General features: G+C 62.6%; 15 protein-coding genes. 13 read left to right on the top strand and 2 right to left on the bottom strand.

Going from position 1 to position 14,358, the window contains the following annotated elements; translation table 11 throughout:
* Positions 1-3 precede the first annotated feature (3 nt).
* Genes H618_RS0109985 through murB form a run of 4 tightly spaced genes read left to right on the top strand, consistent with a single transcriptional unit; the run spans position 4 to position 2,430 of the window.
* On the top strand, positions 4-189 hold the full coding sequence (locus tag H618_RS0109985) for a Trm112 family protein (protein WP_028694933.1): 186 nt from the start codon (positions 4-6) through the stop codon (positions 187-189).
* Positions 186-950 carry a 3-deoxy-manno-octulosonate cytidylyltransferase gene (gene kdsB, locus H618_RS0109990; protein WP_028694934.1) on the top strand — a complete coding sequence of 255 codons (765 nt, stop codon included), beginning with the start codon at positions 186-188 and terminating at the stop codon, positions 948-950. Before H618_RS0109985 ends, kdsB begins: the two co-directional genes overlap by 4 nt.
* The gene (locus tag H618_RS0109995; RefSeq protein ID WP_028694935.1) at positions 950-1,414 is read left to right on the top strand and encodes a low molecular weight protein-tyrosine-phosphatase; all 465 of its coding nucleotides are present in this window, start codon (positions 950-952) and stop codon (positions 1,412-1,414) included. The genes kdsB and H618_RS0109995 overlap by 1 nt, the downstream gene beginning before the upstream one ends.
* A complete protein-coding gene (gene murB, locus H618_RS0110000; RefSeq protein ID WP_028694936.1) occupies positions 1,411-2,430 on the top strand; it encodes a UDP-N-acetylmuramate dehydrogenase in 1,020 nt (339 codons plus the stop codon). The genes H618_RS0109995 and murB overlap by 4 nt, the downstream gene beginning before the upstream one ends.
* Before the next feature lie 93 nt (positions 2,431-2,523).
* On the opposite strand, the gene rne is transcribed toward murB, so the two are convergent.
* Entirely contained in the window at positions 2,524-5,919 is a 3,396-nt protein-coding gene (rne, locus tag H618_RS0110005; RefSeq protein ID WP_028694937.1) for a ribonuclease E, read from the bottom strand.
* 1,017 nt (positions 5,920-6,936) lie between these two features.
* Here rne and rluC point away from each other — a divergent pair.
* The 3 genes from rluC to H618_RS0110020 are packed head-to-tail and all read left to right on the top strand — an operon-like array spanning position 6,937 to position 9,549.
* Complete coding sequence (gene rluC, locus H618_RS0110010) at positions 6,937-7,893, top strand: 23S rRNA pseudouridine(955/2504/2580) synthase RluC (protein ID WP_028694938.1); 957 nt, start codon at positions 6,937-6,939, stop codon at positions 7,891-7,893.
* On the top strand, positions 7,883-8,563 hold the full coding sequence (locus H618_RS0110015) for an HAD family hydrolase (RefSeq protein WP_028694939.1): 681 nt from the start codon (positions 7,883-7,885) through the stop codon (positions 8,561-8,563). Before rluC ends, H618_RS0110015 begins: the two co-directional genes overlap by 11 nt.
* 2 nt (positions 8,564-8,565) lie before the next feature.
* Complete coding sequence (locus tag H618_RS0110020) at positions 8,566-9,549, top strand: S49 family peptidase (protein WP_028694940.1); 984 nt, start codon at positions 8,566-8,568, stop codon at positions 9,547-9,549.
* A 56-nt stretch (positions 9,550-9,605) separates the two neighbouring features.
* Here H618_RS0110020 and H618_RS0110025 read toward each other — a convergent pair whose 3' ends face one another.
* Positions 9,606-10,184 (bottom strand): Maf family protein, encoded by a 579-nt coding sequence (locus H618_RS0110025; RefSeq protein WP_028694941.1) that lies wholly within the window; start codon positions 10,182-10,184, stop codon positions 9,606-9,608.
* 95 nt (positions 10,185-10,279) lie between these two features.
* Between H618_RS0110025 and H618_RS0110030 the strand changes: the two genes are divergently transcribed.
* From H618_RS0110030 to acpP, 6 genes are all read left to right on the top strand, one after another.
* Positions 10,280-10,807 carry a YceD family protein gene (locus H618_RS0110030; RefSeq protein ID WP_028694942.1) on the top strand — a complete coding sequence of 176 codons (528 nt, stop codon included), beginning with the start codon at positions 10,280-10,282 and terminating at the stop codon, positions 10,805-10,807.
* A 13-nt stretch (positions 10,808-10,820) separates the two neighbouring features.
* On the top strand, positions 10,821-11,003 hold the full coding sequence (rpmF, locus tag H618_RS0110035; protein WP_008096416.1) for a 50S ribosomal protein L32: 183 nt from the start codon (positions 10,821-10,823) through the stop codon (positions 11,001-11,003).
* Between the two features lie 3 nt (positions 11,004-11,006).
* Positions 11,007-12,041, top strand: a complete 1,035-nt coding sequence (gene plsX, locus H618_RS0110040) for a phosphate acyltransferase PlsX (protein WP_081673753.1) — start codon at positions 11,007-11,009, stop codon at positions 12,039-12,041.
* Positions 12,042-12,142: 101 nt separating this feature from the next.
* On the top strand, positions 12,143-13,081 hold the full coding sequence (fabD, locus tag H618_RS0110045) for an ACP S-malonyltransferase (protein WP_028694944.1): 939 nt from the start codon (positions 12,143-12,145) through the stop codon (positions 13,079-13,081).
* A 16-nt stretch (positions 13,082-13,097) separates the two neighbouring features.
* Entirely contained in the window at positions 13,098-13,838 is a 741-nt protein-coding gene (gene fabG / locus H618_RS0110050) for a 3-oxoacyl-ACP reductase FabG (RefSeq protein WP_028694945.1), read from the top strand.
* 201 nt (positions 13,839-14,039) lie between these two features.
* Entirely contained in the window at positions 14,040-14,276 is a 237-nt protein-coding gene (acpP, locus tag H618_RS0110055; RefSeq protein ID WP_028694946.1) for an acyl carrier protein, read from the top strand.
* Positions 14,277-14,358: the final 82 nt, after the last annotated feature.

The following is a 14,358-nucleotide window of genomic DNA, read 5'->3' on the forward strand; positions in this document are numbered from 1 at the left end:
TTCATGGACACCAAACTGCTCGACATTCTGGCTTGCCCGATCACCAAGAGCCCGCTCAAGCTCAGCGCCGACAAGACCGAGCTGATCAGCAAGAGCGCGGGCCTCGCCTATCCGATTCGCGACGGCATTCCGGTGATGCTGGAAAGCGAAGCCCGCACGCTGACCGACGAGGAGCGCCTGGACAAATGAGCCTGAATTTCACTGTCGTCATTCCTGCTCGCCTGCGTTCCACCCGCCTGCCAGGCAAGCCGCTGTTGCTTATCGCTGGCAAGCCCATGGTCCAGCATGTCTGGGAACAGGCATGCAAAAGTGCCGCGGCGCGGGTGGTGATCGCCACCGATGACCAAAGCATCCTCGATGCCTGCCTGGCGTTCGGCGCCGAGGCCGTGATGACCCGCGTCGATCACGAGTCGGGCACTGACCGCCTGGCCGAAGTGGCCGCGCTGCTGGGCCTGGCAGATGACGCCATCGTGGTCAACGTCCAGGGCGACGAGCCGTTGATTCCGCCGGTGATCATCGACCAAGTGGCGACCAATCTGGCAGCCCACCCGCAAGCGGGCATCGCCACCCTGGCCGAAGCGATCGAAGACCCACAGACCGTGTTCAACCCCAATGCGGTCAAAGTGGTCAGCGACAAGAACGGCCTGGCGCTGAGCTTCAGCCGGGCACCGCTGCCCTGGGCGCGCGATGCGTTCGCCAAGAACCGTGAACAGTTGCCTGAAGGCGTGCCGTATCGTCGCCACATCGGTATGTACGCCTACCGTGTTGGCTTCTTGCAGGATTTCGTGAGCTGGGGCCCGTGCTGGCTCGAACAGGCTGAGTCGCTGGAGCAATTGCGCGCCCTGTGGCATGGCGTGCGTATCCACGTGGCCGACGCCTTCGAAGCACCAGCGGTGGGTGTGGACACTCAAGAAGATCTCGAGCGCGTTCGGCGCCTGCTGGAGCACTGATGCGCATTCTGTTCGTCTGCCTGGGTAACATCTGCCGTTCGCCCACCGCCGAAGGCGTCATGCGCCAACAGCTCGAGCGCGCGGGGCTGGCCAAGCGGGTCGAGGTGGCCTCGGCTGGCACCGGCGACTGGCATGTCGGCAACGCCCCTGACAGCCGCACCAGTCGCGCCGCGATGGCCCGTGGCTACGACCTGTCGCGCCAGCGCGCGCAGCAGGTCAAGGCAGAGGATTTCGCCGAGTACGATCTGATCCTGGCGATGGACTCGAGCAACCTGCGTGATCTGCAAGCCTTGCGACCGGCCAACGCCAGCGCCGAGCTCGATCTGTTCCTGCGCCGCTATGGCGCCTCAGTCGAGGACGTTCCTGATCCGTACTATGGCGGCGCTGACGGCTTCGAGCAGGTCCTCGATCTGATCGAGACGGCCTGCGCGAGCCTGCTCGACGAAATCAAGGGGCGGTCATGACCGCGACCTGGCAGGAGCAAGCGTCGCTCAAGGCGCTCAACACCTTTGGCATCGATGTCGCCGCACGCTATCTGGTGCGCGCCAGCAGCGACGATGATATTCGCCAGGCCCTGGCAGCGGCAGCGCAGCGCGATCTGCCGGTGCTGGTGCTGGGCGGCGGCAGTAACCTGTTGCTGACCCGTGATGTCGATGCGCTGGTGCTGCAGATCGCCAGCCGTGGCCGGCGTGTGCTGGGTGACGTTGATCAGCGCGTGGTGGTCGAAGCCGAGGCGGGGGAGCCTTGGCATCCTTTCGTGCAGTGGAGTATCAGCCAGGGTTTGTGTGGCCTCGAAAATCTCAGCCTGATACCGGGCACGGTGGGCGCCGCACCGATGCAGAACATCGGCGCCTATGGCGTGGAAATCAAGGATGTATTTGCAGGGCTCAGCGCGTTGGACCGCCAGACCGGCGAGGTGCGTGAGTTCAGCCTGCAAGACTGCGCATTCGCCTATCGCGACAGCGTGTTCAAGGCCAATCCTGGTCGCTGGTTGATCCTGCGGGTGCGCTTCGCATTGAGCCGTACGCTCGATGCGCACCTCGACTACGGACCTGTGCGCCAGCGCTTGCTGGAAGAAGGCTGCGAACAGCCCACTGCCCAGGCCATCAGCGAGGCCATTTGCAGCATCCGCCGCGAGAAACTGCCTGATCCGGCAGTGCTGGGCAACGCTGGCAGCTTTTTCAAGAACCCAGTGGTGTCCGCCGAGTGCGCCCAGCGTCTGCGTGCCGCTCACCCAGGGCTGGTGGCTTACCCGCAGGGCAGTGCGGGGGTCAAGCTCGCCGCTGGCTGGCTGATCGAACAGGCTGGCTGGAAGGGCTATCGCGAGGGCGACGCTGGCGTTCACCAGCAGCAGGCCCTGGTGCTGGTCAACCATGGCCAGGCCACAGGTGCCCAACTGCACGCGCTGGCCGGCAAGATCCAGGCCGATATACGCGCGCGCTTCGGCGTCGAGCTGGAAATGGAGCCCAATCTCTACTGATGCCGTAACCCAAATCGAGACATCGATCTACAGACGCCCAACAAAAAGCCCCGCCAGTTCGCACTGGCGGGGCTTTTCGTTCAGGCGGTCAAATCAATCGTGATGCGGTTTCTGTGCATCGATCGGTTGGTCTGCCTGGGCCTGTGCAGCGGCGGCGGCGGCAGCAGCTTCGGCCTCACGCTTGCGGCGACGCACTTCCCGCGGGTCGTTCGGCGCACGGCCATTGGACAGCATCACCGTGGCAGGCTCGGCAGCAGGTGCCTGCTCTGCAACGGGCTCGGCTGGCTCAGGCGCTTGCTCGGCGCTTTGCGCGGTCGCTTCGGTCTGAGCTGCGACTGCAGGCTCGGGTGCCGATACCGCTTGCTCGGTGATTACCACAGGGGCCGGTTGGGGCGCTTGCTCGGCTGCGGGCGCCTCTACTACTGCGGTGGCAGCAGTTGGCTCGACCTCGGCGACTTCGGCAGCCGGTGCTGGCTGCTCTGCCCGCACCGCTGGCTCGATTTCGCCACCCTCGGCGACTGGGGCAGCTTCGACTGCTTCGCGGCTGCGTTGCGGAGTGTGCTCGACCACTGGCGTGGCATCGGCGACAACCTCGGTTACCGGCTCGGGCTGTGCTTGCTCGACCACCGGGGCGATGGCCGCGGCTTCAGCCGGTGGCGGCACTTCTGCAGCCTGCGGCGCTTCGAGGGTCTGCTCGACGGTCTCGGTCGCGCGCTCAGCTTGCTGTTGCGCCTGAGCTTCGGCATCGGCACTGACCTGGCTGCTGGCGACAGCTGCGGTGACTGCCAGGCCGGCGGCCAGTTCGGCGCCCAGCGGCGAGGCCTGGTGCTGTTCAGTGGGCTGCTCGGAAGAGGCCGCAGCTTGCGTTTCGCTGCCTTCTTCTTCGCCTTCGATCAGCTCGCCATTGGCATTGCGCTGACGCTCGCGACGGTTGCTGCGGCGACGCTGCCCACGGGAGCGGCGGCGCGGACGCTCGTCGTCACCGTTGTCCTGATCGGCCTGGGCTTCGTCGGCGGCGTCGGTAGACGCTTGCTCGTCACTGGTTTCGGCAGCCTGCTCGGCGGCGCGCGGTTGACGCTCTTCACGCTGGGCACGTGGCTGACGCTCTTCGCGAGGCGCGCGCTCTTCCTGCTTGGCAGGTGCTTGGGTAGCGGCCGCTTCGACTTGGGCAGCGTCGTTCTGTACGACTTCGGTCGACAGCACTTCGGTTGGCACGACTTCACTCAAGGCGACAACGGCTTCCTGAGGTGCACGCTCTTCGCGGGGTGCGCGTTCTTCGCGGCTGGCACGGCCTTCGCGCGGTGCACGCTCTTCGCGAGGGGCACGTTCTTCACGGCCTTCGCGTGGAGCGCGTTCTTCCCGTGGGGCGCGCTCGCTACGCGGTGCGCGTTCTTCACGCGGTGCACGCTCCTCGCGAGGGGCACGTTCTTCACGGCTGGCTGCAACGGCAGGGGCGGCATCCAGTGGCTCGCGCAGTTCGCGGACCGGGCGATCTTCACGATTGCCGCGACGGTCTTCGCGCGGCTGGCGGGCTGCTCGTTCTTCACGCGGGGCGCGTTCTTCACGTGGCTGACGCTCTTCACGCGGCTGGCGTTCCTCACGGGCAGGGCGCTCGCTGCGTTCTTCGCGCGGCTTGCGTTCTTCGTCGCGACGACCACCGCGGTTGCGGCTCTGCTGGCGACCGTTGCGGCGCTCCTCGTTACGTTGGCTACGCTCGCTGGCGGCCGGTTTTTCCGGGCTGGCGACCGGCGCTGGTGCGGGCTCTTCCTTGGCGGCGAACAGGCTGACCAGCGACTTCACCAGGCCTTTGAACAGGCTTGGCTCGGGCGCTGCGGGGGCGGCCGCGACGGGGGCGACCGGCTGCTCTTGCGGGGTGCTCGGCACCGGCGCACTGGTGCGTGGCGGAGCGGTCTTGACCGCAGCTTCCTGACGCACCAGGGTGCGGGTGGCGGCTTGCGGCTGGACTTCTTCGGTCTCGCTGGTGGCGATTTCGTAGCTGGACTGGTTGTTCAGCACTTCCGGATTGTCGTCGCGCAGGCGCTGGACTTCGAAGTGCGGAGTTTCCAGGTGATCGTTCGGCAGGATGATGATGCGTGCGCGAGTGCGCAGTTCGATCTTGGTGATCGAGTTGCGTTTTTCGTTGAGCAGGAAGGCCGCAACCGGAATCGGCACCTGGGCGCGCACTTCAGCGGTGCGATCTTTCAGGGCTTCTTCTTCGATCAGGCGCAGGATCGCCAGCGACAGCGACTCGACGTCACGGATGATGCCGGTGCCCGAGCAGCGCGGGCAGACGATGCCACTGCTTTCGCCCAGGGAAGGGCGCAGGCGCTGACGGGACATTTCCAGCAGGCCGAAGCGCGAGATGCGTCCTACCTGAACACGAGCGCGGTCGGCTTCCAGGGCTTCACGGACACGCTCTTCCACGGCACGCTGGTTCTTCGCCGGGGTCATGTCGATGAAGTCGATGACGATCAGGCCGCCGATGTCACGCAGGCGCAGCTGGCGGGCGATTTCTTCGGCTGCTTCCAGGTTGGTCTGCAGGGCGGTTTCTTCGATGTCGCTGCCTTTGGTGGCACGCGCCGAGTTGATGTCGATGGACACCAGGGCTTCGGTAGGATCGATGACGATGGAGCCGCCGGACGGCAGCTCGACGACGCGCTGGAAGGCGGTCTCGATCTGGCTTTCGATCTGGAAGCGATTGAACAGCGGCACGCTGTCTTCGTACAGCTTCACCTTGCTGGCGTACTGTGGCATCACCTGGCGGATGAAGGTCAGGGCTTCTTCCTGGGCCTCGATGCTGTCGATAAGTACTTCGCCGATGTCCTGGCGCAGGTAGTCGCGAATCGCGCGGATGATGACATTGCTTTCCTGGTAGATCAGGAACGGCGCGTTGCGGTCGAGGGAGGCTTCCTTGATGGCGGTCCACAGTTGCAGCAGGTAGTCGAGGTCCCACTGCATTTCTTCGCTGCTGCGACCAAGGCCTGCAGTGCGCACGATCAGCCCCATGTCGGCCGGAACGGTCAGGCCGTTGAGGGCTTCACGCAGTTCGTTGCGCTCTTCACCTTCGATGCGACGGGAGATGCCGCCGGCACGCGGGTTGTTGGGCATCAGCACCAGGTAGCGGCCGGCCAGGCTGATGAAGGTGGTGAGGGCCGCACCCTTGTTGCCACGTTCTTCTTTCTCGACCTGGACGATGACTTCCTGGCCTTCGCTCAGGACTTCTTTGATGTTGACGCGGCCTTCTGGGGACTTCTTGAAGTACTCGCGGGAGATTTCCTTGAGAGGCAGGAAGCCGTGGCGTTCCGAGCCGAAGTCGACGAAAGCGGCTTCGAGGCTGGGTTCGATGCGAGTGATGCGGCCTTTGTAGATGTTGGCCTTTTTCTGCTCGCGGGCACCGGACTCGATGTCCAGGTCGTACAGACGCTGGCCATCTACCAGAGCTACACGCAACTCTTCGGGTTGAGTTGCGTTGATCAGCATTCTTTTCATGTTGTACCGTCGGTTTCCGGGCTGCCGGAAACGGCGTTCGGCACACACGACTTTCCATGGTCGGTGCCAAGGTGCGACAGGGGTAGCGAGCTACCCCCGTGTCCAGCGATATTCGGCACCAGCCGGTTGCCCAGCCTGCCGTGATCGCGACGACGCGTCCTGATTGCTGTGGTGCCACTTGGCCTGGGGTCTCAGGTTCAACCCTACAGGCCGGGGCATGGGCGATAAGTGCTTGCGTGTCGATCAGGCTCCATTGAAGCCAGGCCCGAAACACAGGGGAGGCCTGCGAAATCGCGTTCTGTTGCCTGGTTCCAACTCGCCGGATCGTTGCTGGGCGACGTCTCGAACAAACCCTGTGCACTCAGTCAGGAGGAGGAATCAACCGTCGGCCGTGGACGCCAATAGGTTTTGTACGAAAAGTGCCTGCGCGACGATCACGCTGCGTTGAAAGCAGGCTCGGAATGCTCATTTGCAACCAGCAAACTCCGCTTCCTCGCCTGTTTTCGCCTTGCCTGATCGTCGCTCGACGACTTTGCGTACAAACCCTAGGCATCTGCTACACAGTCCGGCGGCTATGCATCTCCACCCTGCACGTATCCCTGAAAGTTCGGGTGCTGCCGTGCGCTGAATCCGCAACGGGTTGCATTTTTCGCCAGCTCAAGTTCGAGAGCTGACGCCATTTCATGTCCAAGGCAGGTATTTCCGAAGCGTTGGCCGGACGCTGCAGGGAGGTGACGCGGCGGGCAGAGGGGATAGGGCGAAAATAATCGGGAAGCAGGCATGACACCGAACTTGTCGTTTTTTTTCGGTCTTCTCTACTCAGCGCTGGCGGCGATTCCAGGCAGTTCATGTAGCTGGCAAACACCCCGTAGGACGGCCTCGCGTCCTCGAGAATTGCGTAGATCAGGGGCTTGCATTGAGCCATATGCCGCTGACCTACCGCTTTTGGCGGCGTTCGCGACTATAGCAGCAATGATTAAGTGCTTCAATTGCATCAAAAATTGTTATCATCGCGGGATGACAACCCATACCCCCCCAACTTCCGGCGTCCAGCTGATTGAAGTTCCGCCGGAGCTTGCCGGCCAGCGCATCGATAATTTCCTCATTACCGCATTGAAGGGCGTGCCCAAGACGCTGGTGTACCGCATCCTGCGCAAAGGTGAAGTGCGCGTCAACAAGGGGCGCATCAAACCCGAATACAAACTCCAGGCCGGCGACATCGTTCGCGTACCGCCTGTGCGTCTGCCCGAGCGCGATGCGCCGGCGCCGGTCGCTCAAGGCCTGCTGCAGCGCCTCGAGGCAGCCATCGTCCATGAGGACAAGGCGCTGATCGTGATGAACAAGCCGGCCGGAATCGCCGTGCACGGTGGCAGCGGCCTGAGCTTCGGCGTCATCGAGGCGCTGCGTCAGATGCGTCCCGATGCCAAGGAGCTCGAACTGGTGCATCGCCTGGACCGTGACACGTCCGGGCTGCTGATGATCGCCAAGAAGCGCAGCATGCTCCGGCACCTGCACGCGGCCTTGCGCGGTGATGGCGTCGACAAGCGCTATATGGCGCTGGTGCGTGGCCACTGGCCCACCTCGAAGAAGCAGGTCAATGCGCCGCTGCTCAAGAGCAACCTGCGTTCCGGCGAGCGCATGGTCGAGGTCAACGACGAAGGCAAGGAGGCGCTGACCCTGTTCCGCGTGCTGCGCCGCTTCGGTGAGTTCGCCACCATCGTCGAGGCCCGACCGATCACCGGTCGCACCCACCAGATTCGAGTTCACGCCCTGCACGCCGGGCACATGATCGCGGGCGACAGCAAGTACGGCGACGAAGATTTCTCGCGGGAAATTCGTGATTTGGGCGGCAAGCGCCTGTTCCTGCATGCCTATGCCCTGACGGTGCCGCTGCCCGATGGCGGTGAGCTCAAGCTCGAAGCACCTGTCGATGAGGTATGGGCGGCCACGGTGGAGCGTTTGAGTGCGACCTGACTACGAGCTGCTGATTTTCGACTGGGACGGCACCCTGGCCGACTCCATTGGCCGCATCGTCCAGGCCATGGCTGAGGCTGCAGATCGCGCCGCTCAGCCGCGCAGTGCCGACTCTGCCGTCAAGGGCATCATCGGCCTGGCCCTGGACGAGGCCATCGCCACGCTCTACCCGCATCTGGATGCTGCGCAGGTAGAGGCCTTCCGTAGGCACTACGCCGAGGTATACGTTGAACTCGACCGCCAACCCTCGCCGCTGTTCGACGGGGTGGTGGAGTCGCTGGAAGCCTTTCGTGCCCAGGGCTATCGTATGGCGGTTGCCACTGGCAAGGCTCGTCGCGGTCTCGACAGGGTGCTCAAGGCCAATGGCTGGGAGCACTATTTCGATATCACGCGCGCAGCTGACGAGACCCGCGGCAAGCCGCATCCGCTGATGCTCGAAGAGATTCTCGCCCATTGCGGCATGGCGCCGGAGCAGGCGCTCATGGTGGGTGACTCGGCGTTCGACTTGCAGATGGCCAGCAACGCCGGCATGCACTCGGTGGCGGTAGGCTATGGCGCCATGTCGCTGCAAGCGCTCGCAGAGTTCGGGCCACAGCTATGCATCAGTCATTTTTCTCAATTGCGCGACTGGCTCGACGGTCGCGCGCCGGTTTCACTCCAAGGTAGGTGAGCATGGCGGATCAATGGAAGGCTCCCGAAACGGGAGATGAAGAAGACCGCAAGAGCTGGAAACTGCTGGAGAAAACCCTGCTGGCGGGTGTTCAGGAGCAACGTCGCGCCCGGCGCTGGGGGATTTTCTTCAAGCTGCTGACCTTCGTCTATCTGTTCGGTCTGCTGTTGCTGTTCTCGCCTTTAATGGACATGGACACCTCTGCCGCCCGCAGCACCAATCACACGGCACTGGTTGAGTTGCGCGGGGTGATCGCCGATCAGGAGTCGGCCAGTGCCGACAATCTGGTCAAAAGCCTGCGCGAAGCCTTCAAAGACGCGAAAACCAAGGCCGTGGTGCTGCGTATCAACAGCCCGGGTGGCAGTCCGGTGCAGTCTGGCTATGTCTATGATGAAATCCGTCGCCTGCGTGGCGAATACCCGGACATCAAGCTGTACGCGGTGATCGCCGATCTGGGTGCGTCGGGCGCCTACTACATCGCCAGTGCCGCAGATGAAATCTACGCCGACAAAGCCAGTCTGGTGGGTTCGATTGGTGTGACGGCGGCAGGCTACGGCTTCGTCGGAGCGATGGAGAAGCTGGGTGTCGAGCGGCGCCTGTACACCGCGGGCGAACACAAGACCTTCCTCGATCCGTTCTCGCCGCAGAAGCCAGACGAGACCGCGTTCTGGCAGGGTGTGCTGAACACCACGCACCAGCAGTTCATCTCCATGGTCAAGCAGGGCCGGGGTGATCGCCTGAAAGACAAAGAGCATCCTGAGCTGTTCAGTGGCCTGGTGTGGTCGGGCGAGCAGGCCAAGGCGCTGGGTCTGGTCGATGGGCTTGGCAGTGCCAGCTATGTGGCGCGTGAAGTCGTTGGCGAGAAGACTCTGGTCGACTTCACTGTGCAGGAGTCGCCGTTCGATCGCTTCTCCAAGCGCATCGGCGCCAGCATGGCCGAGCGTCTGGCACTGTGGATGGGCCTGCAAGGGCCTGCGCTGCGCTGATTAAAGCGGCCTGAACGAAGCGGGGCGAGTCGAGCGGTCGACTCGCCCCGCTTCGTTCAGGGGATGCGCACCTGCTCGTGCAGCAGCATGTCCACCAGGCGAATGAGAGGCAGGCCAATCAGGCTGGTGGCATCGTTGCCTGAGGTGCTTTGAAACAGGCTGATGCCCAAACCTTCGGCCTTGAAGCTGCCCGCGCAGTCCAAGGGCTGTTCTGCCTGGATGTAGCGTTCGATGCGGGCTCGGTCCAGGGCCCTGAAATTGACCGTGAACGGCACGCAGTCGACCTGGCACTCTCCGCTGCGTGTGTTGAGCAGGGCCAGGCCGGTCAGGAAGGTCACCGACCTGCCGCTGGCGGCCAGCAGTTGTTCGCAGGCGCGTTCGGCGGTGTGGGGCTTGCCTAGGACCTGGTCGTCCAGCACTGCCACCTGGTCCGAGCCGATGATCAGGTGCTCGGGATGGCGAGCTGCCAGTGCCTTGGCCTTGTCCATGGCGAGGCGCCTGACCAGGGTTTCTGGCGACTCGTTCTCAAGGCGCTGCTCGTCGATGTTCGGGCTGGCGCAGGTGAACGGCAACTGCAGGCGTTGCAGCAGTTCGCGGCGGTAGGGTGAGCTGGAGGCGAGTAATAAAGGAAGCATCATGGACTCCGGACGATTGTGCGCAACCTTAACATACGCAGCCCCGCCTAATTTCCTTTGACAGGTGCGGGGTGCATCCCTAGAATGCTGCGCCTATGTTGAATGACCCGATTCCACCTCACGTTGACCCGCGCAAATTGGCCGATCGTGGCGTAACCCTCCAGGGTTCGCTGCAACTCGCTGATTTGGAAAGACTCTGCGACCCGCTTTCCGACAATGTCGGTACGGTGCAGGCGAAGTTCGATTTTGAACGAGATGAACAGCACGCCGTGGTTATCCACACCGAGCTGGATGTCGAAGTCAAAATGGTTTGCCAGCGTTGTCTTGAGCTGGTCACCCTGCCGATCCACAGCGAATGTACATACGCCGTGGTGAAGGAGGGTGCGAATACCCAGTCGTTGCCGAAAGGCTATGACGTGCTGGAACTGGGCGAAGATCCTTTGGATCTGCAGGCGCTGATCGAAGAAGAGCTATTGCTCGCTCTGCCTATCGTGCCTGCTCATCATCCGGAAGAATGCCAGCAGCCGGCGGGCGCAGATGAGCCCGAGCCGAGCAAGGACGAGGTATCGCGGTCCAACCCGTTCAGTGTTTTGGCGCAGTTAAAGCGTGACCCAAACGTTTAGGAGTTAATCAATTATGGCTGTTCAGCAGAACAAAAAATCCCGCTCTGCCCGTGACATGCGCCGTTCGCACGACGCCCTGTCGGAAAACGCGCTGTCGGTAGAGAAGAGCACCGGTGAAGTTCACCTGCGTCACCACGTTTCGCCAGAAGGCGTATACCGTGGTCGCAAAGTGATCGACAAGGGCGCTGACGAGTAATCCTTGTCCGTCCAGATCATCGCGATCGACACAATGGGCGGGGACTTCGGTCCCCGTCTCATTGTTCAGGCAAGCATCGCCTGCCTTAAAGCTACTCCCTCGCTTCACCTCATTCTTGTTGGTCAATCCCCTCTTCTCGAAGAACTTGTCAGCGGTGTTTCTGCTGCCGAGCGCTCGCGCCTGTCCATCGTTGCGGCCAGCGAAGCGATCAGCATGGATGAGCGGCCTGCGCAGGCACTGCGCGGCAAGCCCGATTCCTCGATGCGTGTGGCCCTTGAGCTGGTCCGCGATGGCAAGGCCCAGGCCTGTGTCAGTGGCGGCAATACCGGGGCGTTGATGGCGTTGTCGCGATTCGTGCTCAAGACCTTGCCAGGTATTGATCGTCCGGCCATGGTGGCGGCAATTCCGACACGTTCGGGTTTTTGCCAGTTGCTCGATCTGGGCGCCAATGTCGATTGCAGTGCCGAGCATCTGTATCAGTTCGCTGTCATGGGGGCGGTCGCTGCGCAGACCCTGGGTATCGCGCGTCCGCGGATCGGCCTGCTGAACGTGGGCACCGAGCAGATCAAGGGCAATCAGCAAGTCAGGCAGGCTGCGGCACTGCTGGCCGAGTCGCGCGGCTTGAACTACATCGGTTTCGTCGAAGGCGATGGGTTGTACCGCGGCGAGGCGGATGTAGTGGTCTGCGATGGCTTCGTCGGCAATGCCGTGCTCAAGTCCAGCGAGGGTCTGGCCAGCATGATCGCCGAGCGTCTGCAGGTGTTGTTCCGCTCGGGGCTGCTCGCGCGCCTCGCCGGCGTGCTGGCGCTACCCTTGCTCAGACGCCTGCGCGCGGATCTGGCTCCGGCGCGGCATAACGGCGCGAGTTTTCTCGGGCTTCAAGGGATCGTCATAAAGAGCCACGGCTCTGCGGGCATGCAAGGTTTTCAGAGCGCCATCGAGCGTGCGCTGAGCGAGATACGGCACAACGTGCCCGAGCGCCTGCGCAGTCACCTCGAAGACCTGCTGCCGCGCTCTACAGGCACCCCGGGCGGTTGAATGTGACCGGCTGGTCGGGGTTTTCATCCAAGTCTTCAGACTGCGCGTCGGGCCAGGGTCCGGCGCACCTCATCGATGACACGATCATAAGGGCTCGTTCCATGTCTGCATCCCTCGCATTCGTCTTTCCTGGGCAAGGTTCCCAGTCGCTGGGCATGCTCGCCGAGCTTGGCGCCGAGCAGCCGCTCATCATTGAAACCTTCAAGGAAGCCTCTGCCGCCCTGGGCTACGACCTCTGGGCGTTGGTTCAGGATGGCCCGGTGGAGCAACTCAATCAGACCGACAAGACGCAGCCGGCGATCCTCACCGCCTCGATTGCGCTCTGGCGTCTATGGCTGGCACAGGGTGGCGCCCGCCCTGCGTTGGTTGCCGGGCATAGCCTGGGCGAATACAGCGCGCTGGTCGCCGCGGGCAGCCTGTCCCTCGCCGATGCCGTTCGCCTGGTCGAGCGCCGCGGCCAATTGATGCAGGATGCTGTGCCGGCAGGGCATGGCGGCATGGCGGCGATTCTCGGTCTGGACGATGCCAAGGTCGTGGAAATCTGCGCCGCGGCGGCTGAAGACCAAGTGGTCAGCGCGGTCAATTTCAACTCTCCGGGCCAAGTGGTGATCGCTGGTAACAAGGCCGCGGTTGATCGCGCCATCGAGCTGTGCAAGGCTGCCGGCGCCAAGCGTGCCATGCCTCTGGCGGTCAGCGTACCGTCCCATTGCGCACTGATGAAGCCTGCTGCCGAACGCTTCGCCGAGGCGGTCAACGCCATCGACTGGAAGGCCCCGTCCATTCCGGTGGTGCAAAACGTTACCGCAGGCGTGGCCGCGGACCTGGAAACGCTCAAGCAAGACCTGCTGGCACAGTTGTATCAGCCGGTTCGCTGGGTCGAGTGCGTGCAGGCGCTGGCGGCGCAAGGTGCTGTGAATCTGGTCGAGTGTGGCCCGGGCAAGGTCCTGGCTGGCTTGAACAAGCGCTGCGCCGACGGCGTGACCACCTACAACCTCAACACCCCTGACGCCGTTGCCGCAACCCACGCGGCACTGGCCTGATTTAGGAGAAACTTGCATGAGCCTGCAAGGTAAAGTTGCACTCGTCACTGGCGCCAGTCGTGGTATTGGCCAGGCCATTGCGCTTGAGCTGGGCCGCCAAGGCGCCACCGTCATCGGTACCGCCACCTCCGATTCCGGCGCGCAGCGTATCGCCGAAACCCTCAAGGAACACGGCATCAGCGGTACTGGCATGGCCCTCAATGTCACCAGCGACGAGTCGGTCACGGCCGTTCTGGCAGCCATTGCCGAGCAGTTTGGCGCCCCGACCATTCTGGTCAACAATGCCGGCATCACCCGCGACAACCTCATGTTGCGGATGAAAGACGACGAGTGGTTCGACGTGATCGATACCAACCTCAATAGCCTGTACCGTTTGTCCAAGGGCGTTTTGCGCGGCATGACCAAGGCCCGCTGGGGCCGTATCATCAGCATCGGCTCGGTGGTCGGTGCAATGGGCAACGTCGGCCAGGTCAATTATGCCTCTGCCAAAGCGGGCCTTGAAGGCTTCAGCCGTGCCCTGGCGCGTGAAGTCGGTTCGCGTAGTATCACGGTCAATTCGGTAGCGCCGGGCTTCATCGATACCGACATGACCCGTGAGTTGCCCGAGGCGCAACGTGAGAGTCTGCAGTCGCAGATTCCTCTGGGGCGTCTGGGTCAGGCTGACGAAATCGCCAAGGTGGTGGGGTTCCTCGCCTCTGAAGGCGCAGCCTACGTCACCGGTGCCACCATTCCGGTGAACGGCGGTATGTACATGTAACCTGCTGGCAAATGTGACGGACTGCTTCAAAAAACAGTCATACTGCGAGCCTAAAATCCGTTATAAAGCTGCAACCAGATTCCAGGTAACTGAGCGGTAATTCACCTGAAAACGCTTTACGCTTGAAAAGCGGGCGTCTTTCTATAAAATTACCCACCGGTCAGCTGCCTGACATATGTCCATTAGGAGTGAAAACTAGGTATGAGCACCATCGAAGAACGCGTCAAGAAAATCGTCGCCGAGCAACTGGGCGTCAAAGAAGAGGATGTGACCAACGATAAGTCCTTCGTCGATGACCTGGGTGCCGATTCGCTTGACACCGTTGAGCTGGTGATGGCTCTGGAAGAGGAATTCGAGACCGAGATTCCGGACGAAGAAGCCGAGAAGATCACTACCGTTCAAGCTGCAATCGACTACGTCACCAGCCACCAGGCTTAAGACCTCAGTAGTCGACGCTTCTTGTCGGGAAAAACCGCACTGCCGTTACTGGCGTGCGGTTTTTTCTTTGCAAGAGCCGTAG

It is taken from the genome of Pseudomonas cremoricolorata DSM 17059 = NBRC 16634 (assembly GCF_000425745.1).
GTDB classification, from domain to species: domain Bacteria; phylum Pseudomonadota; class Gammaproteobacteria; order Pseudomonadales; family Pseudomonadaceae; genus Aquipseudomonas; species Aquipseudomonas cremoricolorata.